Source organism: Streptomyces sp. NPDC026589 (assembly GCF_040638385.1).
Classification (GTDB): Bacteria; Actinomycetota; Actinomycetes; order Streptomycetales; family Streptomycetaceae; genus Streptomyces.
Genome location: NZ_JBEZYG010000004.1, coordinates 276,620 through 301,567 on the forward strand (window position 1 = coordinate 276,620; position 24,948 = coordinate 301,567).

23 protein-coding genes and 2 tRNA genes are annotated in these 24,948 nt (G+C 72.5%); 17 read left to right on the plus strand and 8 right to left on the minus strand.

Annotated features, from left to right (window positions below):
- The first annotated feature begins 88 nt into the window (after window positions 1-88).
- The 3 genes from AB0F29_RS09400 (at window position 89) to AB0F29_RS09410 (ending at window position 2,863) form a co-directional block, all read left to right on the plus strand.
- Entirely contained in the window at window positions 89-1,147 is a 1,059-nt protein-coding gene (locus tag AB0F29_RS09400) for a chorismate-binding protein (protein WP_361869285.1), read from the plus strand.
- Window positions 1,144-1,965 carry an aminodeoxychorismate lyase gene (locus AB0F29_RS09405; protein WP_361869288.1) on the plus strand — a complete coding sequence of 274 codons (822 nt, stop codon included), beginning with the start codon at window positions 1,144-1,146 and terminating at the stop codon, window positions 1,963-1,965. The genes AB0F29_RS09400 and AB0F29_RS09405 overlap by 4 nt, the downstream gene beginning before the upstream one ends.
- A gap of 61 nt (window positions 1,966-2,026) precedes the next feature.
- The gene (locus tag AB0F29_RS09410) at window positions 2,027-2,863 is read left to right on the plus strand and encodes a GNAT family N-acetyltransferase (protein WP_361869289.1); all 837 of its coding nucleotides are present in this window, start codon (window positions 2,027-2,029) and stop codon (window positions 2,861-2,863) included.
- 44 nt (window positions 2,864-2,907) lie between these two features.
- Here AB0F29_RS09410 and AB0F29_RS09415 read toward each other — a convergent pair whose 3' ends face one another.
- A complete protein-coding gene (locus tag AB0F29_RS09415; RefSeq protein ID WP_361869291.1) occupies window positions 2,908-3,426 on the minus strand; it encodes a DsbA family protein in 519 nt (172 codons plus the stop codon).
- Between the two features lie 330 nt (window positions 3,427-3,756).
- Here AB0F29_RS09415 and AB0F29_RS09420 point away from each other — a divergent pair, with 330 nt between their 5' ends.
- Both AB0F29_RS09420 and AB0F29_RS09425 read left to right on the plus strand, forming a co-directional pair.
- Entirely contained in the window at window positions 3,757-4,236 is a 480-nt protein-coding gene (locus AB0F29_RS09420; RefSeq protein WP_361869293.1) for a hypothetical protein, read from the plus strand.
- 191 nt (window positions 4,237-4,427) lie between these two features.
- Window positions 4,428-4,583: a hypothetical protein gene (locus AB0F29_RS09425; protein ID WP_164494018.1), complete on the plus strand. Its 156-nt coding sequence runs from the start codon at window positions 4,428-4,430 to the stop codon at window positions 4,581-4,583.
- Window positions 4,584-4,607: 24 nt separating this feature from the next.
- Here AB0F29_RS09425 and AB0F29_RS09430 read toward each other — a convergent pair whose 3' ends face one another.
- Together AB0F29_RS09430 and AB0F29_RS09435 are read right to left on the minus strand one after the other, a co-directional pair.
- Window positions 4,608-5,204, minus strand: a complete 597-nt coding sequence (locus AB0F29_RS09430; protein WP_361869295.1) for a CGNR zinc finger domain-containing protein — start codon at window positions 5,202-5,204, stop codon at window positions 4,608-4,610.
- Between the two features lie 270 nt (window positions 5,205-5,474).
- Window positions 5,475-5,888: an SsgA family sporulation/cell division regulator gene (locus AB0F29_RS09435; protein ID WP_003959770.1), complete on the minus strand. Its 414-nt coding sequence runs from the start codon at window positions 5,886-5,888 to the stop codon at window positions 5,475-5,477.
- 190 nt (window positions 5,889-6,078) lie between these two features.
- Here AB0F29_RS09435 and AB0F29_RS09440 point away from each other — a divergent pair, with 190 nt between their 5' ends.
- Both AB0F29_RS09440 and AB0F29_RS09445 read left to right on the plus strand, forming a co-directional pair.
- Window positions 6,079-6,534, plus strand: coding sequence for a TIGR02611 family protein (locus AB0F29_RS09440; RefSeq protein WP_361869297.1), 456 nt, complete (start codon window positions 6,079-6,081; stop codon window positions 6,532-6,534).
- A 55-nt stretch (window positions 6,535-6,589) separates the two neighbouring features.
- Window positions 6,590-6,661 (plus strand) — tRNA-Val (locus AB0F29_RS09445).
- Between the two features lie 111 nt (window positions 6,662-6,772).
- On the opposite strand, the gene AB0F29_RS09450 is transcribed toward AB0F29_RS09445, so the two are convergent.
- The gene (locus tag AB0F29_RS09450; RefSeq protein ID WP_361869299.1) at window positions 6,773-9,385 is read right to left on the minus strand and encodes a hypothetical protein; all 2,613 of its coding nucleotides are present in this window, start codon (window positions 9,383-9,385) and stop codon (window positions 6,773-6,775) included.
- 140 nt (window positions 9,386-9,525) lie between these two features.
- Between AB0F29_RS09450 and AB0F29_RS09455 the strand changes: the two genes are divergently transcribed.
- Window positions 9,526-9,597: transfer RNA gene (locus AB0F29_RS09455), tRNA-Val, on the plus strand.
- A 65-nt stretch (window positions 9,598-9,662) separates the two neighbouring features.
- Here AB0F29_RS09455 and AB0F29_RS09460 read toward each other — a convergent pair.
- On the minus strand, window positions 9,663-10,388 hold the full coding sequence (locus AB0F29_RS09460) for a 3'-5' exonuclease (protein WP_361869301.1): 726 nt from the start codon (window positions 10,386-10,388) through the stop codon (window positions 9,663-9,665).
- A gap of 226 nt (window positions 10,389-10,614) precedes the next feature.
- Between AB0F29_RS09460 and AB0F29_RS09465 the strand changes: the two genes are divergently transcribed.
- The 3 genes from AB0F29_RS09465 to thrS all read left to right on the plus strand — a co-directional run bounded on the left by AB0F29_RS09465 (window position 10,615) and on the right by thrS (window position 14,540).
- Entirely contained in the window at window positions 10,615-11,211 is a 597-nt protein-coding gene (locus AB0F29_RS09465) for a DUF4365 domain-containing protein (RefSeq protein ID WP_361869304.1), read from the plus strand.
- Window positions 11,211-12,464, plus strand: a complete 1,254-nt coding sequence (locus AB0F29_RS09470) for a hypothetical protein (RefSeq protein WP_361869307.1) — start codon at window positions 11,211-11,213, stop codon at window positions 12,462-12,464. The genes AB0F29_RS09465 and AB0F29_RS09470 overlap by 1 nt, the downstream gene beginning before the upstream one ends.
- Window positions 12,465-12,563: 99 nt before the next feature.
- A complete protein-coding gene (gene thrS, locus AB0F29_RS09475; protein WP_361869310.1) occupies window positions 12,564-14,540 on the plus strand; it encodes a threonine--tRNA ligase in 1,977 nt (658 codons plus the stop codon).
- A 46-nt stretch (window positions 14,541-14,586) separates the two neighbouring features.
- On the opposite strand, the gene AB0F29_RS09480 is transcribed toward thrS, so the two are convergent.
- Window positions 14,587-15,264 carry a potassium channel family protein gene (locus tag AB0F29_RS09480; protein ID WP_361869312.1) on the minus strand — a complete coding sequence of 226 codons (678 nt, stop codon included), beginning with the start codon at window positions 15,262-15,264 and terminating at the stop codon, window positions 14,587-14,589.
- A 66-nt stretch (window positions 15,265-15,330) separates the two neighbouring features.
- On the opposite strand from AB0F29_RS09480, the gene AB0F29_RS09485 reads away from it, so the two are divergent.
- Window positions 15,331-15,906, plus strand: coding sequence for an HIT domain-containing protein (locus AB0F29_RS09485; protein ID WP_018960493.1), 576 nt, complete (start codon window positions 15,331-15,333; stop codon window positions 15,904-15,906).
- A 56-nt stretch (window positions 15,907-15,962) separates the two neighbouring features.
- Here AB0F29_RS09485 and AB0F29_RS09490 read toward each other — a convergent pair whose 3' ends face one another.
- Window positions 15,963-17,633, minus strand: a complete 1,671-nt coding sequence (locus AB0F29_RS09490) for a hypothetical protein (protein WP_361869315.1) — start codon at window positions 17,631-17,633, stop codon at window positions 15,963-15,965.
- Window positions 17,634-17,785: 152 nt separating this feature from the next.
- Window positions 17,786-20,011: an elongation factor G-like protein EF-G2 gene (locus AB0F29_RS09495; RefSeq protein ID WP_361869317.1), complete on the minus strand. Its 2,226-nt coding sequence runs from the start codon at window positions 20,009-20,011 to the stop codon at window positions 17,786-17,788.
- 453 nt (window positions 20,012-20,464) lie between these two features.
- Between AB0F29_RS09495 and pgsA the strand changes: the two genes are divergently transcribed.
- The 5 genes from pgsA to pdxS all read left to right on the plus strand — a co-directional run bounded on the left by pgsA (window position 20,465) and on the right by pdxS (window position 24,948).
- Window positions 20,465-21,193, plus strand: coding sequence for a phosphatidylinositol phosphate synthase (pgsA, locus tag AB0F29_RS09500; RefSeq protein ID WP_361869319.1), 729 nt, complete (start codon window positions 20,465-20,467; stop codon window positions 21,191-21,193).
- Window positions 21,190-22,113 carry a phosphatidylinositol mannoside acyltransferase gene (locus AB0F29_RS09505; protein WP_361869321.1) on the plus strand — a complete coding sequence of 308 codons (924 nt, stop codon included), beginning with the start codon at window positions 21,190-21,192 and terminating at the stop codon, window positions 22,111-22,113. The genes pgsA and AB0F29_RS09505 overlap by 4 nt, the downstream gene beginning before the upstream one ends.
- A complete protein-coding gene (locus AB0F29_RS09510) occupies window positions 22,110-23,270 on the plus strand; it encodes a glycosyltransferase family 4 protein (RefSeq protein WP_361869324.1) in 1,161 nt (386 codons plus the stop codon). Before AB0F29_RS09505 ends, AB0F29_RS09510 begins: the two co-directional genes overlap by 4 nt.
- 54 nt (window positions 23,271-23,324) lie before the next feature.
- A complete protein-coding gene (locus tag AB0F29_RS09515) occupies window positions 23,325-23,873 on the plus strand; it encodes a hypothetical protein (RefSeq protein ID WP_007457915.1) in 549 nt (182 codons plus the stop codon).
- Window positions 23,874-24,027: 154 nt separating this feature from the next.
- Entirely contained in the window at window positions 24,028-24,948 is a 921-nt protein-coding gene (gene pdxS, locus AB0F29_RS09520) for a pyridoxal 5'-phosphate synthase lyase subunit PdxS (protein ID WP_018960500.1), read from the plus strand.

The window sequence follows — 24,948 nt, forward strand, 5'->3', positions numbered from 1 at the left end:
TGGGCCAGTACAAAAACGCGTTTGTGCAGCGTGCTGCGGTGACCTCGCCCCGGCGCAGGTCACCGCGCACCGTCCTAGACTCGTTCGCGTGTCCGACCTCGCTCCCTTGGCCCGTTTCGACGGCCTCATCGCCTCCGGCCTGCAGGATGTGACCCACGATCCTGCGGCTCTCGATTCGTCCGGGTTTTGGGCGGTATGTGCCGATTTCGAAGGGCGCATCGTCTGCGCCCGCTTCACCGATGTGCGCCAGGAGGCAGTGCCCCCTCCCGTGCCCGGAGCGTGGCGCGGGCCCGCCACCGGGGACTGGATCTCCTCGCTGGACCGTGACGCCTACACGGCGGGCGTACGGCGGATCCGTGAACACATCGCGGCGGGCGACGTCTACCAGGCCAACCTCTGCCGGGTGCTGTCCGCGCCGCTCCCCGGCGGCGGGGCCGGTGCCGACGTCGATGCCCTGACCTCCCTGCTCGCCCGCGGCAACCCCGCCCCGTACGCGGGAACGATCCGGCTGCCGGATCACGGCGTGGAGATCGCCACCGCGTCGCCGGAACTCTTCCTCCGGCGCGACGGCCGGACCGTGGAGTCCGGGCCGATCAAGGGCACCGGCCGGACCGAGGACGACCTGCTGGCCAAGGACCACGCGGAGAACGTGATGATCGTGGACCTGGTCCGCAACGACCTGGGCCGGGTCTGCGCCACCGGAAGCGTGAGCGTGCCCGATCTCTGCGTCGTCGAGAAGCACCCGGGTCTGGTCCATCTCGTCTCCACCGTCCGAGGGCGGCTGGCCGACGGAGCGGGCTGGCCCGAGCTGTTCTCGGCGGCCTTCCCGCCCGGCTCGGTCAGCGGGGCGCCGAAGTCCAGCGCGCTGCGGATCATCGCCGAGCTGGAGCGGGCCCCGCGCGGGCCGTACTGCGGTGCGATCGGCTGGGTCGACGCCGACCGGGGCACGGCCTCGCTCGCCGTCGGGATACGGACGTTCTGGATCGACCGGACCGGGCCCGCGTCGCGCTTGCGGTTCGGGACCGGGGCCGGGATCACCTGGGGATCGGACCCGGATCGCGAATGGGACGAGACCGAACTCAAGGCCTCCCGGCTGCTCGCTGTAGCGTCGGGCGCGTATCCGGAGACAGGAAGGACCGCACTATGAGGATCTGGGTCAACGGCGGACTGCGGGACGCCGACGACGCCCGGCTGTCGGTGCTCGATCACGGGCTGACCGTGGGCGACGGCATCTTCGAGACGGTGCGTACGAGCGAGGGGCGCCCCTTCGCGCTGACCCGGCACCTCGACCGGCTCACCCGGTCCGCCCGGGGTCTGGGTCTGCCGGATCCGGACCACGACGAGATCCGCCGCGCGGCCGCCGAGGTCATCGACGCCAATCCCGTCGCCCTGGGGCGCCTGCGGATCACCTACACCGGCGGGCTGTCCCCGCTGGGCTCGGACCGGGGGACCGACGGGCCGAGCCTCGTCGTCGCCCTCGACGGGGTGAAGCGCCGCCCGGACAGCACGGCGGTGATCACCGTCCCCTGGACGCGCAACGAACGCGGCGCGCTCGCCGGCCTGAAGACGACCTCGTACGCCGAGAACGTCGTCGCCCTGGCACGGGCGCGGGAACGGGGCGCGTCCGAGGCGCTGTTCCCCAACACCGCGGACCGCCTCTGCGAAGGCACCGGATCCAACGTGTTCGTCGTCCTGGACGGCCGCGTCCACACCCCGCCGGTTGCCTCCGGCTGCCTCGCCGGGATCACCCGCGCGCTGGCCGTGGAGTGGACCGGGGCCGAGGAGACGGACCTTCCGATGGGCGTCCTCGCCGAGGCCGACGAGGTGTTCCTGACCTCGACGCTCCGCGACGTCCAGGCCGTGCACCGCCTCGACGACCGCGAGCTGACCCCGGAGATCGGACCGGTGACGGCGAAGGCCATGCGGATCTTCGCCGAGAGGTCCGGCGACGACCTCGACCCGTAACCGGCCCCGGCGGCCCCGAAAAAGGGGTGACGGGGTGCCGCGCAGGGGATAAACACCCTTGATGACCACGACACTCCGGCCGTCCGGGCCGCTTCAGCAGGGCGCCGACGGTGCGCGGGCCCGCCACTACGACGTGTGCGACAACGGGCGGCCCGTCGGCGCCGTCTCGATCAGCACCGACGACGCGTTCGGCGCGACCGCCGGGGTGCTGCGCTCGCTCGGCGTCGAGGAGCCCCGGCGCAGGCGCGGCCGGGGCACCATCGCCGCGCTCGCCGCCGAGGAGGTGCTGCGGGGGTGGGGCTGCACCCGGGTGCGGGTGGAGGTCCCCGCCGACAACGACCCGGCCCGCCGCCTCGCGGCCGCCCTGGGCTACACCGAACGCAGCCGCAACATGGCCAAGGACCTCGGCCCGGACACCGTCCGGCTTCCCGCGGGCCTCACCTCGCGTGCGATGGGCGACGAGGAGTTCGCCGCCTGGCGGCAGGACGCGGTGCGCACGTACGCACAGGAATGGGCCGACCGCGGCGTGCCGCCCGAGCAGGCCAGGCTCAAGTCCGAGGCCGACCACGCCACCCTCCTGCCGGACGGACTGGCGACCGACGGAGTGCGTTTCGAGGTGCTGGTGCACGGGGGCGAGGTCGTCGGCCATGTGTGGGTGGCCCGCCGGGAGCTGCCGCCCGGTGGCGACGCCGGGTTCGTCTTCGACGTCGAGGTGCGCGAGGAACACCGGGGCCGGGGCCACGGCAGGACCCTGATGCTGCTCGCCGAGGACATCACCCGCGCCTGGGGCCTGGACCGGCTCGGCCTGCATGTCTTCGCCTCCAACACGCCGGCCCTGCGGCTGTACGAGTCCCTCGGCTACGCGACGACGCGCTACAACCTGGCCAAGGCGCTGTAGCCGCTCCCCGCCGCTGCCCGCCTACCGGTGGCCGCTGTGGTCCGCTACCGGTCCCGTGCGGCCAGGATGCCGTCGATGATCTCCTCGATCCGCGCGCGCAGCCCGTCCTGGGTCTTGCCGCCGTCCAGCCGCTCGTCGCCGATCACATAGGTGGGTGTGCCGGTGACGCCGATCGCCTTGCCCTCCGCCTGGTCGGCGTCGACGATCAGCAGATGCCGGCCGTCGATCAGCGCGGTGTCGAACTCCTCGGCGTCCAGGCCCAGTTCCCGTGCCACAGCGAGGAGGACCGGCTCGCCCGTGCGGCCGAGGTCGGCGGTGCGGGACAGCAGCGCCTCGATGTACGGCCAGCCCTTCCCCTGGTCCGTCGCCTCCTCGGCGGCCTGGGCCGCGGCGTAGGCGTGCTGGTGCTTGTCCAGCGGGAAGTGGCGCAGCCGGACCTCGACGCGGTCCCCGTACCGGGCGCGCAGGGCGTGCACATCGTCGAGAGCTTGGTTGCAGTCGGGGCATTCGAGATCGCACCAGAGGTCGAGGACGACCGGTGCCGCGGGGGAGGAATCGCTCATGTGCCCAGTCTTCCAGGCCGGGCGGGCGCGACCCAACCGGGACCTGAGGGCTGTCCCGTCGTCCCTGGCGGGTGCGCGACGACAGCTGCGGCGCCTCTCCGCGTTGTCGGAACATCCCCGTACATCCAGTATGCGGACGTCCCTCCGCCTTGCGATGCACCGCATCCGACGCCGCGCGCTGATCCACCGGGGATGACGGGGCAGCCCTCGGCCACCCCCAGGGGAGGAGTCCGGCCCTGAAATGTCCCTGAGGTGGACGGCCACCGTGGCCCCGACGGCGGTCGCCGGTGCAGGATGGAAGGGACGTATCCCCTGCGCCTGGAGGCCCTGATGCTTGCCGAGACCATCTGTTCCGCGGTGTCGGCGGCCGGCCTCGGCATCGCCGCGGTGACCGCGTACCGCAAGCGGTTCCTCACGGCGACGAGGATCGCCGCCTACTCCCTCGTCCCGGTCGGGCTCGTGCTGACCGGGATCGTCGAGTGGGTCGCCGGGATCGCCTTCAGGCCGAGCGTCTGGCTCGGCTTCGGGGTGCTCGGCCTTTCCTGGCTGCTGTTCATGACCACCCGCGCCATCGAGCGCCGCAGCGGCACCACCCGCGCGGAACGCAAGGCCGCGCGGGCGGCAGGACGGACCGGGGCGGTGGCCCCGGCCGCCTCCGCTCCCTCGCTCGGCGCGGGCGGTGCGGCGGGACCCGGGGCAGCGGCCGCGAAGCCGCAGCCGAAGCCGCAGCCGAAGAAGAAGCAGGAGGCCGCCGCGCCCGGCGACGACTTCAGCGACATCGAGGCGATCCTCAAGAAGCACGGCATCTGAGAAAGAAAGAAGCACGGCATCCGAGACGGCGGCCGGCCCCCGGGGGCGCGCGCTCGGGCCAACCGGCCCGAATGTCTGACGGATCCCCGTACGCCGGAGCGATTATCGATGGCCACGGGATGGTGAACTCCCGGGGGAATGAAGTCGGTTGATCGCCAACACGGCCGCGGGTACGTCATGATCACCCCGAGATGGTGGACACTTCCCGGGGCGATGCCCCCGCACCCCCCGCCGAAGAGCCCCGCGGCTGCCTCTTCGCGCTCTCCCAGCCGCCCCTGATGATCTTCCTGACCGTGATCGGGGGCCTGCTGCTGATGGCCGCCCTGCACGATCTCTTCGTGCTGTGACGCCTCGCGCCACCCTTCTGGGCGTCAGCCCGCGGCTTCCTTGCGCCGGGCCCGGTAAGCCGCGACGTGGAGGCGGTTCCCGCACGTACGGCTGGAGCAGTAGCGGCGGGAGCGGTTGCGCGAAAGGTCGACGAACGCGTGCCCGCAGTCCGGGGCCTCGCAGCGCCGCAGTCGCTCCTGCTCGCCCGCCACGATGATGAAGGCCAGCGCCATGCCGCAGTCGGCCGCGAGATGGTCGGCGATCGAGGCGTCCGGGGCGAAGTAGTGCACGTGCCAGTCGTAGCCGTCGTGGTCCGTGAGCTGCGGGGTGGTTCCGGCCGCCGCGACGAGCCGGTTGACCAGGTCGGCGGCGGCGCGGGGGTCGGGCGCCGCGAAGACCTCGGCGAAACGGGCCCGGACGTCGCGTACGGTGGCCAGGTCCTTCTCGCCGAGCGTGCCGACCCCGCTGATGAGATGCCGCTCCGCGAAGGCGTACAGCGCGGCGATGTCGGCGAGACCGTCCTCGGATCCGCCCGCGAGTCCGCCCCCGGGGTCGCCCCGCGGCGGCTCGTTCTCCGGTGCGGTGTTCACCAGATCGACCACCGTGTCGAGGGCGATCCGGGTGTCGTGAGGGATCAGCACGCTTCGCTCCCTGGCCTTCCGGCGGGCGGGCGCCTGCCGATGGCGGCTGACTCTACTGGCTCGGCCGGCCGGCGCCGGGTCCGGTGCGGGCCGGGCAGGGAGCGGAACGGACCCCTCCGGCGCCGGGGAGGAGGAGCCGCGGCCGCCGGGCGCACCGGCGCCGTCGTCGCGGTGGTTTCCGCGACGACGGCGCCGGTGTCTGCCCTATGCGGTTGTCAGCACGACGCCGTCGCCCCGAGTCGGACGGCGTAGAGCGGCTCTCTGCCTGGCTCAGCTCTCGGCCAGGATGTGGGAGAGCTCCGTGTCGAGATCGAAGTGACGATGCTCGGTGCCGGGCGGAACCGCGGCGTCGGTCCTCTTCAGGAACGACTCCAGGGCTCGCGCCGGGGCTTCGAGCAGGGCTTCTCCCTCTGGGGAGCTCAGGGCGATGCATACGACGCCTTGACCGTGACTACGAGATGGCCAGACGCGGACGTCTCCGGTGCCGGTGGGCCGGTGCAGCCCTTCGGCGAGGAGGTCGCGGGCGAATACCCATTCGACCGTCTCCTCCGCTCCGGTGTGGAAGGTGGCGTGCACGGCATAGGGATCGGCCGTGTCATACCGCAGGCCCGCGGGTACAGGCAGTGAGGACTCGCTCGACACAACGAGGCGCAGGTGCAGCTCGCAGCTGACCGTGGTGTTCATAAGCGCCAGGGCCTTTCGCTCAGTGTGCGCTCGGGGATTCGCACGTCGGCGAAATCGACATGCCACCTACGGTGGCGTTGTAAACCCCTCTGACCTATTTGTGATGCTTCGGGTCCCTCGCTCAGCGGCGTGTAACTTTGAGTTATGCGCCCATTCCAGTGACGAGGACAGGTCGGGTAAGTTGAGCTTCATGAACGCGGAGAGTGACGAGCGGAGCGAGGTCGCCGGCCAGGCGGCCCCGGCATCCGCCACGGGGGAATCGGACCGGGTGGAGCGTGAGCTGGGCTCGCGGGCGCCGGGTTTCATCAAGGCGTCGAAAGCGCTCCATCTGAGCTGGCAGGTCGGCGTCTTCATCGTCGGTCTCGGCGTGGTGATCGCGGGCGTGCTCATGCTGGTGCTGCCGGGCCCCGGCTGGCTGGTGATCTTCGGCGGTATGGCGATCTGGGCGACCGAGTTCGTCTGGGCCCAATTGGTGCTGCGCTGGACCAAGCGCAAGGTCACCGAGGCGGCGCAGCGGGCCCTCGATCCCAAGGTCCGGCGACGCAACATCATCCTCACCACGCTCGGGCTCGTGATCATGGCGGTACTGGCCGGGATCTACGTCTGGAAGTTCGGGCTCACCATGCCGTGGAAGATCAGCGAGTAGCCCGGGGGACGGTCCGGGAGCACCGCTGACATGGGGTAATGTTTGCGGTGCGCCCGGGCGATTAGCTCAGTGGGAGAGCGCTTCGTTCACACCGAAGAGGTCACTGGTTCGAACCCAGTATCGCCCACCCGGACAGAGGGCCCGGGAGACGGAATCCGTCTCCCGGGCCCTCTGCGTTGCCCGCCGGGGTCCGGCCCCGGAGCCGCTGTGACCAGCGTGCCCCCGGACCGGGCGTGGCTCACCGCATCCGCCCCAGCGCCTCCCTCAGCCGACGGGCGTCGCGCAGCCGCTGCTCGTACGTCGCTCCCACCACCAGCAACAACAGCCCGGCCAGGGCCGGCGGCAGCCAGCGGGGGAGGGCGCCCGCGACCTGCACCACGTACGGGGCCAGCTCGTGCAGCCCGTCCAGAGCCAGCACAGCCCCACCGAGCAGCAGCAACGCCTGGAGGCGGTAGCGCGCGCCGAGCAGGGTGATCACCAGCGCCGCCACCCCCAGCAGCAACGGCCGGAGCCAGTCCGTGTCGGTCCAGGCGACCGCCATGCTCGGCAGCAGCGTCGCCGCGAGCCCCGGCCCGTACGCCGTCCACGACGAGGCCTCCGGGTCCCGGCGCCGCCGCAGCACGCCGATCACCAGCGCGGGCACGGTCACCGGCAGCGTGTACGCCTCCGGGAACGACACCTCCGAGGCCGCCAGCCGCACCCACGTGGCCAGCACGAACAGCGCCGCCGCCAGGTAACCCGCCACCGGCCGCCGCTCCGGCCGTACCGCCGCCCCCGCGGCCAGCACCCCGCACAACGCCAGCACCAGGGCCAGGAACGGCGCGTCGGACACCGCGAGCCCCACGGCCACCAGCGCACCCAGCGCGCCCGTCAGCTCCACCGGCAACGCCACCGGGTTCCGCCGCAGCCGTGCCCCGAGCAGCACCGTCAGCGCGGGCACCACGAGCACCAGCGGCGCGGTCTCCTGCGGGGCGAGGCCCAGCGACCGGCCCGCCAGCCCCGTGAGCACGGTGCCCCAGACCACCGCGGCGACCGCGAACACCGCACGCGGCAACGCGGCTCCCGCTCGGACCGCCGCCCCGGCGAACAGGGCCGCCAGCGCGCCGAACACCGCGTAGGAGGCCCCCTCGGACGCCAGCGACAGCACCCCGGCGCTCACCGCCCCGGCCACCGCCGCCACCAGCGCGGTCACCGGCATCGTGGTCGCGCCCCGGCCGCTCCCGGTGCCCCGGACCGCCAGAGCGAGCAGACCGCCCACCAGAGCCGTCTCCCCGGCCACCGCGAGCGCGTAGGGCACGTCCAGCAGCGCCCCGGCCAGCAGCAACGCGCCCCAGCCGAGAGCCACCGCCCCAGCACCGACGACCCCGCGCGCCGTGGCCGCGGAAGGCCGCCTGCCGGCACCGGCCCCAGCGCCGGACCAGGCGGTCCAGCCGGACCAGCCGGGCCAAGGCGCCGAGGCCCCGACCGCTCCCGGCGCTCCCGGTACTTCCGCTTCCGGCGTGCCGGTGTCCGCCGTCCTCGGCGCGGCCAACGGCGCCGAGATCCGCACGACCGACGGCCACCACCGGTGCGCCGCCCCCAGCAGCCCGGCCACCAGCGCGAGCACCACCGGGGCCGCGGCCAGCTCCGACCACGGCAGCGTCGTCCCCAGCGCCGACCGGAAGCCCTCCGGCGACCCCGCCCACACGTCCGACAGCAGCGTCCCCGGACCCAGCAGTACCACCGCGAGCGGCCGCAGCGCCCACACCAGGGCGCCGGCCACCACCACCCCCGACGCCGCCAGCACCCCGCGCGCCGCGTCCCTCGGCACCCCTGTCCGTACGACCCCGGTCAGGGCGAGGCCGCACAGCAGATACGCGAGCACCCGCCAGCCGTCCGGCAGCGCGGCGGCCGGTACGCCGCCCACCGCGGCCACCGCCGCGAGACCCGCTACCACACCGCCCGTCCGTGCGAAACCCTTCGGCGCGCGCCACGCTCCGGCCAGGGCCGCCGCGGCCGCGGCCAGCAGCAGCGCGCCCGGAGCCGCCGCCGCGAGCGGCCCGGAGGCCGTCGTGGAGAGCGCCAGGCCCACCATCAGGGCCGAGAACCCCATCGCCGATCCACCGACGCACGCCGTGACCCGCACCCCGGCGCCCTTGCCCCACAGGGCGATCGCTCCGTCCAGCACCGCGGTCGCCAGCAGCGCCCACCCGACCACCAGCGCCGGTGCGCCCGCGGCCCAGGCCCAGAGCGGCAGCGGCCACTGCGCCAGCACCACGGCGGCCGGCAACGGCAGGCGCAGCGTGCCCAGCGCCAGCCCGTACGCCGCCCACAGCGCCGCGAGCACCGCCGACGCGACGGCCGTGAAGCCGAGCCCGTCGGCGTCGGGCGCGGCCACCGCGTGGACCGCGTAGACGTCCAGCAGCGTCAGCACCAGGGCCAGGGCGGCCAGCGCCTCGGCGGTGGCCGCCAGCCCCCGCCGCAGCAGCACCGCCGGGGCGGCCAGCGCCCCCAGAGTCACCACGGCCAGCACGGCCGACCGGCCGCCGATCCCCATCGAACCCCAGCTCACCAGGGTGAACGCGACGGCCGCGACCGTCAGCAGCAGACCGCCCAGCGTCAGCAGGACGTTCTGCGCGCCGCGCGGGGCGGACGGCTGCTTCGGCACATAGCCCCACGGCTGCGCGGGCGCACCGGGAGGCGCTCCCCAGCCGGACGGGTTCCAGCCCGGGGCGGCCGTCGGCGCGGGCGGCCGCAGCGCGGCGAGCAGCCAGGTGCGCCGGGTCAGCAGCTGGGCCCGGCGGGCGTCCAGCTCGGCCAGTTCTCGATCGAGGCGGGCCAGTTCCTCGGCGGGCGGGGGCACGTGTTCCATGTACGGGAGTGTGGGCCCGGCCCCCCGGCCCGTACATGCGCTCGGATACTCACTTCCCGGCCGCGGCGCCCTGAGTAGAGCCCCGCCCGGAAGCGGTTTGAACGAAGCCCTCGGAGCCCTGTATGGTTCAACCCGTTCCCGGGCGATTAGCTCAGTGGGAGAGCGCTTCGTTCACACCGAAGAGGTCACTGGTTCGAACCCAGTATCGCCCACCGGGGAAAGCCGGTCCGCCAGCATCACGCGGACCGGCTTTCGCATGTCCCACGCCTCGAACCCCTCACGCCGCCGCGGGCAGTTCCGGGCGCAGCGGCCACGCCGGATCCACCGTCTCCGGCGTCCCGCTCTTCGCGAACCACGCCTCCAGGCCCCGCGCCTGGGCCGCGTGCCAGGTCGCCTGCAAGGCGTGCAGCTCGGACGGCGACACCCGCTCCAGCCGGGCCGAGAAGCGCCGGCACACCGCCCGCACCAGCTCCAGCGAGGCCGTCGCGTCGGCCGCCGCGTCATGGGCGCCGTCGAGCACCACCTCGTAACTCGCGCACAGATCCGTGAGCGTACGACGGCCCTTGCGGTAGCGGTCCAGGTGCTTGTCCAGCACCCGCGGATCCACGACGCGCATCGGCACCCCGTCCAGGTAGCCGGCCAGCGACGACGCCCGGTGCCGTTTCAGCTCCCGGTCCAGCAGCGTCAGGTCGAAGGGGGCGTTCATCACCACCAGCGGCCGCCCGGTCGCGCAGCTCTCCGCCAGCGCCCGGGCTATCTCGTCCATCACCGGGGCGGGCCAGCGCCCGGTGCGCTGAAGGTGATCGTCGGTCAGACCGTGGATCTCGGTCGCCCCCGGCGGAACCGGGACCCCCGGATTGACCAGCCAGCGCGTGACGCGGACGCGACCGCCCGCGGTGTCCTGCGCGACGAGAGCGGCCGAAACGATCCGGTCCCGCTCGACGTCCACGCCTGTTGTCTCCGTGTCAAAAGCGGCCAGTGGCCCCTCGAACCAGTGCATCATCCCCGAACTCCTCGCACCCGCACGGCAGATGGAGTGATTCCTCTGCCCGATATCGGTGATACCCGGGCTGTTTGCCTGATACGCCGTTTGCGGGCGGTCCGATGCGGTGACAACACAGTTGAGACGCCGGGAAGTTGCCTCCGACGTCCGTCGATCCGCCCAGCCCACGACACCCGCCGGCAGACCACCTGCCATCGATCGGCACGCCCGGAAGGCACACGGAGCCATGGCGCTCGCGCAGCCCGACCCCGGGGGGACCGCCCGCGCCGAGGCCATCGGGCCCCGGCCGCCGCAGCAGCTCGACGCGCCGCTGCGCGGCTCCCTCGCCACCACCGCCTGCATGGAGACCCTTCAGGTGGGCTATCTGCACGCCGTCGCGGCGGCGGCGGGATGCTCCCTGTCCCAGCCCTTCCCCGACAACGGCATCGACTGGCACGTCAGCCACGGCGCCCCGGCCCACACCGTCGACGACGAGGTGACCATCAAGGTGCAGCTCAAATGCACCTACCAGATACCGCCGCACCCGGCGGGCGGGGCGTTCTCCTTCACGCTCGACAACGCCCACCTCGTCAAGCTCGCCCGCAGCCCGGTGTCGGTGCACAAGATCCTGGTCGTGATGATCGTCCCCCGCAGCCAGGACGACTGGCTGCGCGCCGGGCCCGGGGGCCTCGACCTGCGCCACTGCTGCTACTGGACCAACCTGGCCGGCCACGCGGTGACGGGCCGGCACCGGACCACTGTGCGCGTCCCGACCTCACGGATCTTCGACGACCGCGCACTCTGCGACATCATGGCCCGGGTCGGGGCCGGAGGGAGACCCTGATGCACCGGTCGATGGACGAGCCCACGGGCGGAGCCGGACTGCCCGCCGCCCGCTCGCATCCCACCGCCCGCCCCGGGCCCCCGCCCCTCGCCGGGGCCGGTGAGGAACTCCCCGACCCCGCTGTCCTCGGGGCCCTCCTGCGCCGGCACGGCTGGCAGAGGCGCGGGGGAGCACCGGGACGCTACGGCCGCTGGACCCCGCCCGGATCCGCCGCGGGGACGACCAGCCTGCTGGTGCCCGAGAGCGCGGGCTTCCCCGACAGCGGGGAGCTGATCGAGGAGGCCCTCGACGCCCTCGGCCGCAGCGCCGCCCCCTCCGCCCGCGACATCCTCCTCTCCCTCACCCTGCCCAGCGACGAGATCCGCTGGTGGCGCGAGGTCCCCGAGTCGGCGGCCGCAGCCGCGGGTGCCGCCGCCTGGACCGAGGCGGAGGAGCTGCGCTCGGCCGCCCGGCAGGTCCTCATGGCCGGGGCCCTCGCGGCCCGCGGCCGGGCCGGCTACCACGGGGCCCGGCACCGCCGGAAAGCGCGCGCCGTCCTGGACGACGCCCTGATCGGGCCCGGAGCCGACGGCCGGAGCCTCACCGCGTACGTCCCCGTCGCCTCCGGCCGCGCCGTCGCGGTGCGGCTCTGCCACGCCCTGCACGCCACCCGCGAGGCGGTGGACTACCAGCGGGCCACCGGCGGCATGGAGGCCTTCGACAGCGCGGTCGCGGCGGGCGCCGGCCGGGAGCTGACCGAGGCGCTGATCGCCCTGGTGCGCGGCTCCGAGGGGGCCCGGATCGACCTGCGCTGGGCGCCCGCCGCAGGCACCCCGGACGGCTGCCCGGCCCGCCCCGCGCCCGTCGAGTTCTCCCCGGGCGACCTGCCCGCCCTGCGCGCCGCCGGAGCCCGCTACCTCCGCGACGAACCCGCCGTGCAGGTGCGGCTGACCGGCGCGGTGGTCCGGCTGCGCCGCTCGGGGCCGCGCGGCGCCGGAATCGTACGGCTGCGGGTACTGGCCGGGGCCGAGGTCGCGCACGTCCGCGTGGAGCTGGACGAGGAGGCGTACCGCATCGCGGGCCACGCCCACCTGGTCGGACTGCCGCTCCGGGTGGAGGGGCGGCTGGAGAACCGGGGCGGCTTCCGGCGGCTCACCGGGGCCTGTCAGGTCGCGCCCGTCCAGGTCGACGAGGCCGAACGGGACCGGCTGATGAAGGCCCTCCAGGAGAACGTGGACTTCTTCGAGGAGGCGTGCGCGGGGGAGGAGCCGTAGCCCGGCCCGGAAGGCGTTCGCGCCGGGGGCGTACGGCTCGGTACGATCCATAGTGCCTAGCCACTATGGAGCGGGCATCCCCTCAGTCAGGAGAGACCGGTGTCAGACGTCCGTGTGATCATCCAACGCGATTCCGAGCGGGAAGAGCACGTGGTGACGACGGGCACGACGGCCGGCGAGCTCTTCCCCGGTCAGCGCACCGTCGTCGCCGCGCGCATCGGTGGCGAGTTGAAGGACCTCTCCTACGAGCTCCAGGACGGCGAGAGCGTCGAGCCGGTGGAGATCTCCTCCGAGGACGGCCTGAACATCCTGCGCCACTCCACCGCGCACGTCATGGCCCAGGCCGTGCAGGAACTCTTCCCCGACGCGAAGCTGGGCATCGGCCCGCCGGTCAAGGACGGCTTCTACTACGACTTCGACGTCGAGAAGCCGTTCACGCCCGAGGACCTCAAGGCCATCGAGAAGAAGATGCAGGAGATCCAGAAGCGGGGCCAGAAGTTCTCCCGCCGCGTGGTCTCCGACGAGGCCGCCCGCGAGGAGCTGGCCGACGAGCCGTACAAGCTGGAGCTCATCGGCATCAAGGGTTCCGCCTCCTCGGACGACGGCGCGGACGTCGAGGTGGGCGGCGGCGAGCTGACCATCTACGACAACCTCGACCCGAAGACCGGCGACCTGTGCTGGAAGGACCTCTGCCGGGGTCCGCACCTGCCCACCACCCGGTTCATCCCGGCGTTCAAGCTGATGCGCAACGCCGCGGCGTACTGGCGCGGCAGCGAGAAGAACCCGATGCTCCAGCGCATCTACGGCACCGCCTGGCCGACCAAGGACGAGCTGAAGGCGCACCTGGAGTTCCTGGAGGAGGCCGCCAAGCGCGACCACCGCAAGCTCGGCAACGAGCTGGACCTCTTCTCCTTCCCCGACGAGATCGGCCCCGGCCTCGCGGTCTTCCACCCCAAGGGCGGCGTCATCCGCCGGGCCATGGAGGACTACTCGCGCCGCCGTCACGAGGAGGAGGGCTACGAGTTCGTCTACAGCCCGCACGCCACCAAGGGCAAGCTCTTCGAGAAGTCCGGCCACCTGGACTGGTACGCCGACGGCATGTACCCGCCCATGCAGCTCGACGACGGGGTGGACTACTACCTCAAGCCGATGAACTGCCCGATGCACAACCTGATCTTCGACGCGCGGGGCCGCTCGTACCGCGAACTGCCGCTGCGTCTCTTCGAGTTCGGCACGGTGTACCGGTACGAGAAGTCGGGCGTCGTGCACGGCCTGACCCGCTCGCGCGGCTTCACGCAGGACGACGCGCACATCTACTGCACCAAGGAGCAGATGGCGGAGGAGCTCGACCGCACCCTCACCTTCGTGCTGAACCTGCTCCGGGACTACGGGCTCACCGACTTCTACCTGGAGCTCTCCACCAAGGACCCGGAGAAGTACGTCGGCTCCGACGAGACCTGGGAAGAGGCCACCGAGACACTGCGTCAGGTCGCCGAGAAGCAGGGTCTGCCCCTGGTCCCGGACCCGGGCGGCGCCGCGTTCTACGGTCCGAAGATCTCGGTGCAGTGCCGAGACGCCATCGGCCGTACCTGGCAGATGTCGACCGTGCAGCTCGACTTCAACCTGCCGGAGCGCTTCGACCTGGAGTACACCGGCCCGGACGGTTCCAAGCAGCGCCCGGTCATGATCCACCGTGCCCTGTTCGGTTCCATCGAGCGCTTCTTCGCCGTGCTCCTGGAGCACTACGCGGGCGCGTTCCCGGTCTGGCTCGCACCGGTCCAGGCCGTCGGCATCCCGATCGGCGACGCCCACATCCCCTACCTCCAAAAGTTCGCCGCCAAGGCGCGCAAGCAGGGGCTGCGGGTGGACGTGGACGCCTCCTCGGACCGGATGCAGAAGAAGATCCGCAACCAGCAGAAGGCCAAGGTGCCCTTCATGATCATCGCTGGTGATGAGGACATGGCCAACGGCGCCGTCTCCTTCCGCTACCGCGACGGATCCCAGGAGAACGGCATCCCGGCCGACGAGGCCCTCGCCAAGATCGCGAAGGCCGTCGAGGACCGCGTACAGGTCTGATCCGTACGACAGGATCCGTACGACAGGAACGGCCCCCGGAGCGTCATCAACCGCGCTCCGGGGGCCGTCTCTCGTCCTCCCGGGTGAACACCTGGATCAGCCAGGACGAGAACGACCCCGTGACCGCGCCCAGCAGCGCCAGGCCGCCGGCCATCAGCCCCGCCGCGACCGTCCGGCCCCAGAACGTGACCGGTGCGGCGTCCCCGTAACCGACCGTCGTGAGCGTCGCGCACGCCCACCACACCGCGTCGCCGAAGGTACGGATGGAGGCGCCGGGGGCCGAGTGCTCCAGGTGGTAGACGGCGAGCGAGGCGGCGAAGCCGAGCAGGGCGGCGGTCAGTCCCGCGTACGAGATCACTCGCGCGTACAGACCGAGCCGCGGGCGGTCGCGGCGTCGCTGCACCGCCGTGTACACCTTGACCATGCGCAGCGGGCGCAGCAGGGGCAGCAGCAGGACCAGGGTGTCGAGCCAGTGCGTACGCGGGAAGCGCGCGCCCAGTCCGCTGAGCCGCAGCCGGGCCCCGTAGTCCACGAGGAACAGCAGCCAGGTCGACCAGACGAGGATCAGGGCGAGGTCGTTCCAGGGCTCGTCGTCGTGCGGGGTCAGCACCCGGACCGCGTAACCGGTCAGGAAGAGCAGCCCCGCGGCGAAGAGCGGAACCTCCGCGCGCTGCTCCCAGCGGGTCAGCCGGTCGGGTGGCTCGGGGGCGGGTCCGTCGCTCATCGCCTCAGCATCGCGGGCGGCCGGGCGGTGCGGCCCCGGCGACACGCTCCGCCGGGGTGACGCAATATGCTGATCGGCATGACGAGTGAGCCGGAGCAGCAGATCGGCGTGGGGACGCCCGACGCATTCCAGCGCCTGTGGACTCCCCACCGGATGGCGTACATCCAGGGCGAGAACAAGCCGAGCGGCCCGGGCGCGGAGGACGGCTGTCCGTTCTGTTCGATCCCCGCCAAATCCGACGAGGACGGGCTCCTCGTGGCGCGCGGCGAACACGTCTACGCGGTGCTGAACCTGTACCCGTACAACGGTGGTCACCTCATGGTCGTCCCCTACCGTCATGTGGCCGACTACACCGAGCTGGACGGCCCGGAGACGGCGGAGCTGGCGGACTTCACCAAGCGGGCGATGGGCGCGCTGCGGGCGGCCTCCGGGGCGCACGGCTTCAACATCGGCATGAACCAGGGCTCCGTGGCCGGTGCCGGGATCGCCGCGCATCTGCACCAGCATCTGGTGCCGCGCTGGGGCGGGGACGCCAACTTCATGCCGGTCATCGGCCACACCAGGGTGCTGCCCCAGCTGCTGGGCGACACCCGGGCGATGCTGGCCGACGCCTGGCCGAAGGGCGAGCTGCCTGCCCGCTGAGCGCGGTACGTGAAAGGGGGAGGGCCGACCGGGCCTCCCCCTCTCACGTCACGTTCCTACGCGTCGTAGACGTCGGCCTTGCGCGGGGCCGGGTCCTGGACGAGGCCGCTCAGTATCATCGAGCGGTTGTCGAAGCGCTCCGTGTCGACGCCGTTCTCCGCGAGGACCCGCATCGCCGCCGTGTGCACGGCCCGGAGTACCGGCGTGGCGGCGCGCATCGCGTCGTCCGCCATGAAGCGGTGGTTCCACGGCTTGGCCGCCCACGCGTGCCGCAGCCCGAACGGCTCGGGCAGCACTATCTTCCCGCCCAGGTAGTCCAGCAGCGGCGGATACCAGGTGAGCGGGGCCCGCAGGGCCAGCCGGACGACCTCCTTGGCGTCCACCAGCGCCAGCTGGATGTCCCGGGTCTCCCAGAAGCGGACGGTCTTGTTGACGGTCTTCGTCTTCGCCGCCGGCTTGGAGAGGAACAGGCCGTGCACCGGCCCCAGCGCATGGCCCGTGACCTCGATGCGCAGGGTCTCGTGGAGCACGGTGACGGTGATCATCATGGTGATCACCAGCTGGCCGTCCCACAGGGTGAACTGGACGCCCAGGTAATGCCGGTCGCCGCTGCCGAACTGCTGGTGGTTGCAGATCCGCTGTATCTCGTGGGGCTTCACCTGGAAGGTGGCGACGTCCTCCCCCTCGGGGCGTGTGACGGAGTCGGCGTTCTCCCCGATGGGCGAGACGATCCAGTGCTTCACGGACGGCTTCGGGAAGCCGCCGGTGTTGAGCGGTCCGCGCTCCAGCATCTTCAGCTGGTCGTGGATGATCCGGATCAGGTCCCAGCTGCGGAACTGGTGGATCTCCCTCGTCGGGTCCTTGGGGAGCAGCTCCTCGGCCAGCTGCCAGCTGCCCCAGCGGGTGCCCATCCCGAGGACGCCCTTGGGACCGGCGTAGAAGACGGCGTTCGACTGCTGCTCGGCCGACAGCTTCTCCAGGCCCTGGCGGAGGGCCTCGCGGGCGGTCTCGTTGGGATTCTTCGGCACCGCCTCGGGGATCTTCGCGATCACCCCGGCGCCGGAGAGCAGGCCTTCCCAGCGGGCCCGCATGTCCTTGGCCGAGGTCTCCGCGATCCGCTTGGCGATCAGCCAGCCGATCACCGGGGCGATGAGCGCGCCCCGGACATAGAGCGCGAGCAGTCCGTCCAGGGGAAGCTTGACCATCAGGACCAGCGCGCCGATCCCGAAGGCGGTCAGGAGGACCGTGCCGACCGCGCGGAACGCCGTGTCCTTGGACTTGTTGAGCGCGTCCCGGACCCGGAAGGCGATCACCCAGGCCAGCATGCCGGGCAGGAACAGGACGCCGAACACCACGGTCACCAGGGTGAGCCGGGTGTCACGGGCCTTGCGCAGGTTGTTCGCCGACAGGCAGTGCTCCACCACGGTCTGCGGGTCCGTGCCGAAGGACTGGATGAGCGCCTTGCGGGCGCCGCCGAGCATCCGCTCCTGGACGGCACGGGCGAACGCCTCGCCCAGATTCGGCTTGAAGTAGTCGGACTTGAAGAGTTTCGAGGAGCCCGGCTTCACCACCGATTTGTGCCACTCGCTGTTGGCGTCGAGGATCGTCTCCACCGGACTGTCCCGATACGCCGCCGAGGCCAGGGCATTGGTCGCCACGGTCTGGCCGCCCGAGCCCTGGATCGGGACCTGGGCCCCGGGTGAGAAGTCGAATCCGTCGTTGGCCACCTGTCGCCCCCACTCGCCGCACGTCTGCTCCTGCGGTGTGCCCAACTACCGTACGCGGCATACCTTCTGAGCTGCGACCACAGCGTATCGTCCTGATCACACCACTGCCCGTCACCCGCGTGCGTCGAACGGCGTGTGCGACAGTGCGCCGGTCACGCGCCGGGGGCCCCGTCCGACCGCTCCGCCCGGACCCGGTCCGCCACCTGCGGCGGCATCGCCTCGTGCCGGGCGTACGCGCGGTCGAAGCGGCCCGTGCCGTGCGACAGGGAGCGCAGGTCCACCGCGTACCGGCCGACCTCGATCTCCGGCACCTCGGCCCGTACGAGGGTGTGCCCGTCCGGACTCTGCTCGGTGCCCACGACACGCCCTCGCCGCCCCGAGAGGTCGCTCATCACCGGACCCACGTAGTCGTCGGGGATCAGGACGCTCACCTCGCACACCGGTTCCAGGAGCTGGATACGGGTGTCGGACGCGGCCTCGCGCAGCGCGAGCGCCCCGGCGGCCTGGAAGGCGGCGTCCGATGAGTCGACCGAGTGCGCCCTGCCGTCCAGCAAGGTGACGCGCACGTCGACCAAGGGGTGCCCGGCGCCCAGCCCCCGGGCGGCCTGGGCCCGCACGCCCTTCTCCACCGAGCGAACGAACTGACGCGGCACCGAACCGCCGACGACCTTGTCGACGAACTCGATGCCCGAGCCCGGCGGCAGCGGCTCCACCTCGATCTCGCAGATCGCGAACTGGCCGTGACCGCCCGACTGTTTGACGTGCCGTCCGCGCCCGGCGGCCCGCCCGGCGAACGTCTCGCGCAGCGGCACCCGATGCCGTTCCGCGTCGACCTGGACGCCGTAATGGCTGCGCAGCCGCTCCAGGGCCACCTCCTGGTGGGCCTCGCCCAGGCACCACAGGACGACCTGACCGGTGTCCGGGTTCTGTTCGAGCCGCAGCGTGGGGTCCTCGGCGACCAGCCGGGCCAGGCCCTGCGACAGCTTGTCCTCGTCCGCCTTGCCGTGCGCCCGTACGGCCAGCGGGAGCAGCGGGTCGGGCGTCGACCAGGGTTCGATCAGGACGGGGTCGCCGGCCGGGGAGAGCGTGTCGCCGGTCTCCGCCTCACCGAGCCGGGCCACGCACGCCAGATCGCCCGCGACACACCGGTCCAGAGCGTGCTGCCGGCGGCCGAACGGTGAGGTGAGCGCCCCGACGCGGATCTCCGCCTCGTGACAGGGGCGGGGCGCGCGTCCCGTGGCGTCCAGACCGTGGCCGCAGAGGTGTACGGAGTCGTCGGGGCGCAGGGTGCCGGAGAAGACGCGGACCAACGAGACCCGGCCCACGTACGGGTCGGAGGCCGTCTTGACGACCTCGGCGACCAGCGGGCCCCCGGGATCGCAGACCGGGGCGGGCCGGGGCTCGCCCGACGGGGAGGTGACGGTGGGCGGGGTGCGCTCCAGTGGGGTCGGGAAGCCGCGGGTGATCAGATCCAGCAGCTCCACCGTGCCGATACCCTGCCGGGCGCCCTCGGCCGCTGGCGCCGCCGTGAGGACGGGGTGGAAGGAGCCCCGGGCGACGGCCCGTTCGAGGTCGGCGATCAGCATCGCGACGTCGAGGTCCTCTCCGGCGAGATAGCGGTCCATCAGGGACTCGTCCTCGCTCTCGGCGATGATCCCCTCGATCAGCCGATCCCGGGCCGCCCGAAGGGGCTCCTCCTGGTCGGGCGCCGGGGGCCGCTCGGCGCGTTCCCCCGAGGAGTAGTCGAGGACGCGTCGGCTCAGCAGCCCGGTGAGCCCCGTCAGCGGGGCGTGCCCATCGGCGCCCTCGGGCCCCAGCACGGGCAGGTACAGGGGCAGTACGGCGTCGGGGTCCTCGCCCCCGAAGGCCTCGGCGCAGATCCGGTTCATGTCGTCGAAGGAGGTGCGGGCGGTGTCCAGGTGCGTCACGACGATCGCGCGTGGCATGCCGACGAGCGCGCACTCCTCCCAGGCGGCCCGGGTGGTCGCGGCCACGGTCGCCGCGTCCTGGGCCGCGGAGACGACGAACAGGGCCGCGTCCGCCGCGCGCAGACCGGCCCGCAGCTCCCCGACGAAGTCCGCGTATCCGGGGGTGTCCAGCAGATTGATCTTGCAGCCGTCCCAGGCCACCGGGACCAGCGAGAGCTGTACGGAACGCCGTCGGCGCCGCTCGATCTCGTCGTAGTCGGAGACGGTCGCCCCGTCCTCGACCCGCCCGGCCCGGTTCACGGCTCCCGCCGTCAGGGCCAGCGCCTCGACCAGCGTGGTCTTGCCCGATCCGCTGGGGCCGACCAGCACCACGTTCCGTACGGCGGAGGGGTGGCCGGCCGTCGGTACTCCTCCGGCGGCCCCGGGGTGTCCGTGTGCCTTGTCGCCCATGGTGCGTGCCTCCCGGTCGATGGCGCGGTGCGGGGGAGGGCGACCGCGCGCGGAGCAGCGGTGGTCACGGGCACGGGGAGGCCGCCGCGGCGGCTTCGGCGACGCCCGCGGTCCTTCGAGCTTGGCACCGCGACAGGGTCCCGTCCATACGTCGCGCACGGAGCGGTTCGTACGGACGGGCCCTGCCCCTACGTCGCGCACGGCGCGGTTCGTACGTCGCGCACGGCGCGGTTCGTACGGCGCGCGCGGCAGGGTTCGTACGGCGCGCACCGGCACACCCCGGAAGCCGGGCACCGGCACGGGCCACAGCGGCGCGTACACGCCCGGCCCCTGCCGGGACCGGTGTGACACCCGGCGGCGGGTGCCCGTCCGGTGGAAGGCACCGGCGGTGACTACGATGGGCCAGCCGGCGGCCGAAGGGGCCGCCCGGCGAACCGAACCCTCGGGAAGGCCATGCTGAACAAGTACGCGCGTGCATTTTTCACGCGTGTCCTCACACCGTTCGCCGCTCTGCTGCTCCGCCTCGGGGTCAGCCCCGACGCGGTCACTCTCGTCGGCACGGCCGGAGTGATGGCAGGTGCGCTGGTCTTTTTCCCCATGGGGGAGTTCTTCTGGGGCACGATCGTCATCACGATCTTCGTCTTCTCCGACCTCGTCGACGGCAACATGGCGCGGCAGGCCGGGGTCTCCAGCCGGTGGGGCGCGTTCCTCGACTCGACGCTGGACCGGGTCGCCGACGGGGCGATCTTCGCCGGATTCGCCCTCTGGTACGCGGGCGGCGGTGACGACACCATCCTGTGCGCCGTCGCGATCTTCTGCCTGGCCAGCGGCCAGGTGGTCTCGTACACCAAGGCGCGCGGCGAGTCGATCGGTCTGCCGGTCGCGGTCAACGGCCTCGTGGAGCGCGCCGAGCGCCTGGTGATCTCGCTGGTCGCCGCCGGTCTCGCCGGACTGCACACCTTCGGCGTCCCCGGTATCGACATCCTGCTGCCGATCGCGCTGTGGATCGTCGCCGCGGGCAGCCTCGTGACGCTGATCCAGCGCGTCGTGACCGTACGCCGCGAATCCGCCGAGGCGGACGCCGCGGAGACCGCCTCGGGACCGGCCGCCGTGGACCCGTCCGCCGCCGGTTCCGCCGGTCAGGCCGGCCAGGTCGGCCAGAGGAGCGAGGGCGACCGGTGAGCGCCGACGCGTCCGACCTGAAGGGGCGGCTCACCGACGGGCTCTACGGACTGGGCTGGGGCGCCGTCAAGAAGCTGCCCGAGCCCGCCGCCGCCCGGCTCTTCTCCACCATCGCCGACCAGGTGTGGAAGCGGCGCGGCAAGAGCGTGCTGCGTCTGGAGTCGAACCTGGCCCGGGTCGTCCCCGACGCGGGTCCGGAACGGCTGGCTGAGCTGTCGCGGGCCGGGATGCGTTCCTACATGCGCTACTGGATGGAGTCCTTCCGGCTGCCCACCTGGAGCCCCCAGCGCATCAAGGACAGCATCGACATCGCCGACGTCCACCACCTGACCGAGGGCCTGGACGCCGGGAAGGGCGTGATCGTCGCCCTGCCGCACCTGGCCAACTGGGACCTCGCGGGAGCCTGGGTCACCACCGACCTCAAGGTCCCCTTCACCACCGTCGCCGAACGCCTGGAGCCCGCGACGCTCTACGACCGGTTCGTCGCCTACCGCGAGGGCCTGGGCATGGAGGTCCTGCCGCACAGTGGCGGGGCCGCGTTCGGAACCCTGGCCCGGCGGCTGCGCGCGGGCGGTCTGATCTGCCTGGTCGCGGACCGGGACCTGTCCGCGTCCGGCGTCGAGGTGTCGTTCTTCGGCGCCACCGCCCGGATGCCCGCGGGCCCGGCGCTGCTCGCCCAGCAGACCGGCGCGCTGCTGATGCCGGTAACACTCTGGTACGACGGCACACCCGTGATGAAGGGGCGCATCCACCCGGCGGTCGAGGCGCCGGCAGAAGGCACCCGCGCCGAGAAGACCGCCGCCATGACCCAGGCGATGGCCGACGCCTTCGCCGGCGGCATCGCCGAACACCCGGAGGACTGGCACATGCTCCAGCGGCTCTGGCTGGACGACCTGGACCCCCGGGGGGAACCCACGTGAAGATCGGCATCGTCTGCCCGTACTCCTGGGACGTACCGGGCGGCGTGCAGTTCCACATCCGCGACCTCGCCGAACACCTGATCCGGCTCGGCCACGAGGTCTCCGTCCTGGCCCCCGCCGACGACGAGACGCCACTGCCGCCTTACGTCGTCTCGGCGGGCCGGGCCGTCCCCGTTCCGTACAACGGTTCCGTCGCCCGGCTGAACTTCGGCTTCCTGTCGGCGGCCCGGGTGCGGCGCTGGCTCCACGACGGCACGTTCGACGTCATCCACATCCACGAGCCGACCTCCCCGTCGCTGGGCCTGCTGGCCTGCTGGGCGGCGCAGGGGCCGATCGTGGCCACCTTCCACACCTCCAACCCGCGCTCCCGGGCGATGATCGCCGCGTACCCGATCCTCCAGCCCGCGCTGGAGAAGATCAGCGCCCGGATCGCCGTCAGCGAGTACGCCCGGCGCACCCTGGTCGAGCACCTCGGCGGGGACGCCGTCGTCATCCCCAACGGCGTCGACGTCGGCTTCTTCGCCAAGGCCGAACCGAAGGCCGCATGGCAGGGCGGGACCCTCGGCTTCATCGGCCGCATCGACGAACCCCGCAAGGGCCTGCCCGTCCTGATGAAGGCGCTGCCCGCGATCCTCGCCGCCCATCCCGAGGCCCGGCTGCTGGTCGCCGGGCGCGGCGACGAGGAGGAGGCGGTTCAGACCCTGCCGAAGGAACTGCGCGAGCGCGTCGAGTTCCTCGGCATGGTCAGCGACGAGGACAAGGCCCGGCTGCTGCGCAGCGTCGATGTGTACGTGGCCCCCAACACCGGCGGCGAGAGCTTCGGCATCATCCTGGTCGAGGCGCTGTCGGCCGGTGCGCCGGTGCTGGCGAGCGACCTGGACGCCTTCGCACAGGTGCTGGACCAGGGCGCGGCGGGCGACCTTTTCGCCAATGAGGACGCCGACGCGCTGGCCGCCGCCGCGATCCGGCTGCTGGGCGACCCCGAGCGCCGGGCCGGACTGCGCGAGCGCGGCGAGGCCCACGTACGGCGCTTCGACTGGGCGACGGTGGGGGCCGACATCCTCGCGGTGTACGAGACGGTGACCGACGGGGCCGCCTCGGTCGCGGCGGACGAACGCTCCGGGCTGCGGGCCCGATTCGGGCTGGCCCGGGACTGAGCCCCGGGGCTCCCGTTGAAGCGGGGGCCCCCGGCGACGGTAGCGTGTGGGCCCGTGACCGTAACCCTCATCGTCTGGATCGTCGTCGCCCTCATCGCGGTCGGCGTGTACCTCAGCTGGACCGCAGGCCGGCTCGACCGGCTGCACTCCCGGATCGACGCCGCCCGCGCCGCCCTCGACGCCCAACTGCTGCGCCGCGCCTCGGTCACCCAGGAGCTGGCCACCTCCGGCGTCCTGGACCCGGCCGCCTCGATCGTCCTGTACGAGGCCGCGCACGCCGCCCGCCAGGCCGAGGAGGACCACCGCGAGGTCGCCGAGAGCGAACTGAGCACCGCCCTGCGCGCCGTCTTCGGCGAACCGGCCCAGGTCGACGCGGTGAAGGAGATCCCCGGCGGCGAGGAGGCTGCCACCGAACTGGCCGCCGCCGTACGCCGCGTCCCCATGGCCCGACGCTTCCACAACGACTCCGTACGCGCCGCCCGCGCCCTGCGCCGGCACCGTACCGTCCGGCTCTTCCGACTGGCCGGGCACGCCCCGTTCCCGCTCGCCTTCGAGATGGACGACGCCCCACCGGTGGCCCTCGCGGACCGGCCCGGCACCTGACAGCCGCTGAGCCGGGACCGGTCCAGGGCCGATCCGGGGATCGGTCCAGGGCCAAAACGATCCACGGCCTGTCCATTGGCCCTTGCTGTGGACTGGTCCCGGGGCGTTTGCTCGGCATTGCAGTCACCAGCGTCTTTTCACCGAGTGAGGTCCCGTGTCCACGCTTCCCAGCACCCCGCAGTCCGCCGAGTACCCCGCCACCGGCACCGCCCGCGTCAAGCGTGGCATGGCCGAGCAGCTCAAGGGCGGCGTGATCATGGACGTCGTCGACGCCGAACAGGCGAAGATCGCCGAGGACGCGGGCGCCGTCGCCGTCATGGCCCTGGAGCGGGTCCCGGCCGACATCCGCAAGGACGGCGGCGTGGCCCGGATGTCCGACCCCAACATGATCGAGGAGATCATCGGGGCCGTCTCCATCCCCGTCATGGCCAAGTCCCGCATCGGCCACTTCGTCGAGGCCCAGGTGCTCCAGTCCCTCGGCGTCGACTACATCGACGAGTCCGAGGTCCTCACCCCGGCCGACGAGGTCAACCACAGCGACAAGTTCGCCTTCACCACCCCCTTCGTCTGCGGCGCCACCAACCTGGGCGAGGCCCTGCGCCGCATCGCCGAGGGCGCGGCCATGATCCGCTCGAAGGGCGAGGCCGGCACCGGCAACGTCGTCGAGGCCGTACGCCACCTGCGCCAGATCAAGAACGAGATCGCCCGGCTGCGCGGCTTCGACAACAACGAGCTGTACGCCGCGGCCAAGGACCTCCGCGCCCCCTACGAGCTGGTCAAGGAGGTCGCGGAGCTCGGCAAGCTGCCCGTCGTGCTGTTCTCCGCCGGTGGCGTCGCCACCCCGGCCGACGCCGCGCTGATGCGCCAGCTCGGCGCCGAGGGCGTCTTCGTCGGCTCCGGCATCTTCAAGTCCGGCGACCCGGCCAAGCGCGCCGCCGCCATCGTGAAGGCCACCACCTTCTACGACGACCCGAAGGTCATCGCGGACGCCTCCCGCAACCTGGGCGAGGCCATGGTCGGCATCAACTGCGACACCCTGCCCGAGTCCGAGCGCTACGCCAACCGCGGCTGGTAA

Bases quoted from the DNA above. Each gene is read 5' to 3' on its own strand.
- AB0F29_RS09415 (WP_361869291.1), bottom strand. From the start codon at position 3,426: ATGAGCGATTCCTCCCCCGCGGCACCGGTCGTCCTCGACCTCTGGTGC.
- AB0F29_RS09420 (WP_361869293.1), top strand. From the start codon at position 3,757: ATGCTTGCCGAGACCATCTGTTCCGCGGTGTCGGCGGCCGGCCTCGGC.
- pgsA (WP_361869319.1), top strand. From the start codon at position 20,465: ATGCTGAACAAGTACGCGCGTGCATTTTTCACGCGTGTCCTCACACCG.
- AB0F29_RS09425 (WP_164494018.1), top strand. From the start codon at position 4,428: ATGGTGGACACTTCCCGGGGCGATGCCCCCGCACCCCCCGCCGAAGAG.
- AB0F29_RS09495 (WP_361869317.1), bottom strand. From the start codon at position 20,011: ATGGGCGACAAGGCACACGGACACCCCGGGGCCGCCGGAGGAGTACCG.
- AB0F29_RS09410 (WP_361869289.1), top strand. From the start codon at position 2,027: ATGACCACGACACTCCGGCCGTCCGGGCCGCTTCAGCAGGGCGCCGAC.
- AB0F29_RS09460 (WP_361869301.1), bottom strand. From the start codon at position 10,388: ATGATGCACTGGTTCGAGGGGCCACTGGCCGCTTTTGACACGGAGACA.
- AB0F29_RS09435 (WP_003959770.1), bottom strand. From the start codon at position 5,888: ATGAACACCACGGTCAGCTGCGAGCTGCACCTGCGCCTCGTTGTGTCG.
- AB0F29_RS09440 (WP_361869297.1), top strand. From the start codon at position 6,079: ATGAACGCGGAGAGTGACGAGCGGAGCGAGGTCGCCGGCCAGGCGGCC.
- AB0F29_RS09470 (WP_361869307.1), top strand. From the start codon at position 11,211: ATGCACCGGTCGATGGACGAGCCCACGGGCGGAGCCGGACTGCCCGCC.
- AB0F29_RS09485 (WP_018960493.1), top strand. From the start codon at position 15,331: ATGCTGATCGGCATGACGAGTGAGCCGGAGCAGCAGATCGGCGTGGGG.
- AB0F29_RS09480 (WP_361869312.1), bottom strand. From the start codon at position 15,264: ATGAGCGACGGACCCGCCCCCGAGCCACCCGACCGGCTGACCCGCTGG.
- AB0F29_RS09465 (WP_361869304.1), top strand. From the start codon at position 10,615: ATGGCGCTCGCGCAGCCCGACCCCGGGGGGACCGCCCGCGCCGAGGCC.
- AB0F29_RS09405 (WP_361869288.1), top strand. From the start codon at position 1,144: ATGAGGATCTGGGTCAACGGCGGACTGCGGGACGCCGACGACGCCCGG.
- AB0F29_RS09450 (WP_361869299.1), bottom strand. From the start codon at position 9,385: ATGGAACACGTGCCCCCGCCCGCCGAGGAACTGGCCCGCCTCGATCGA.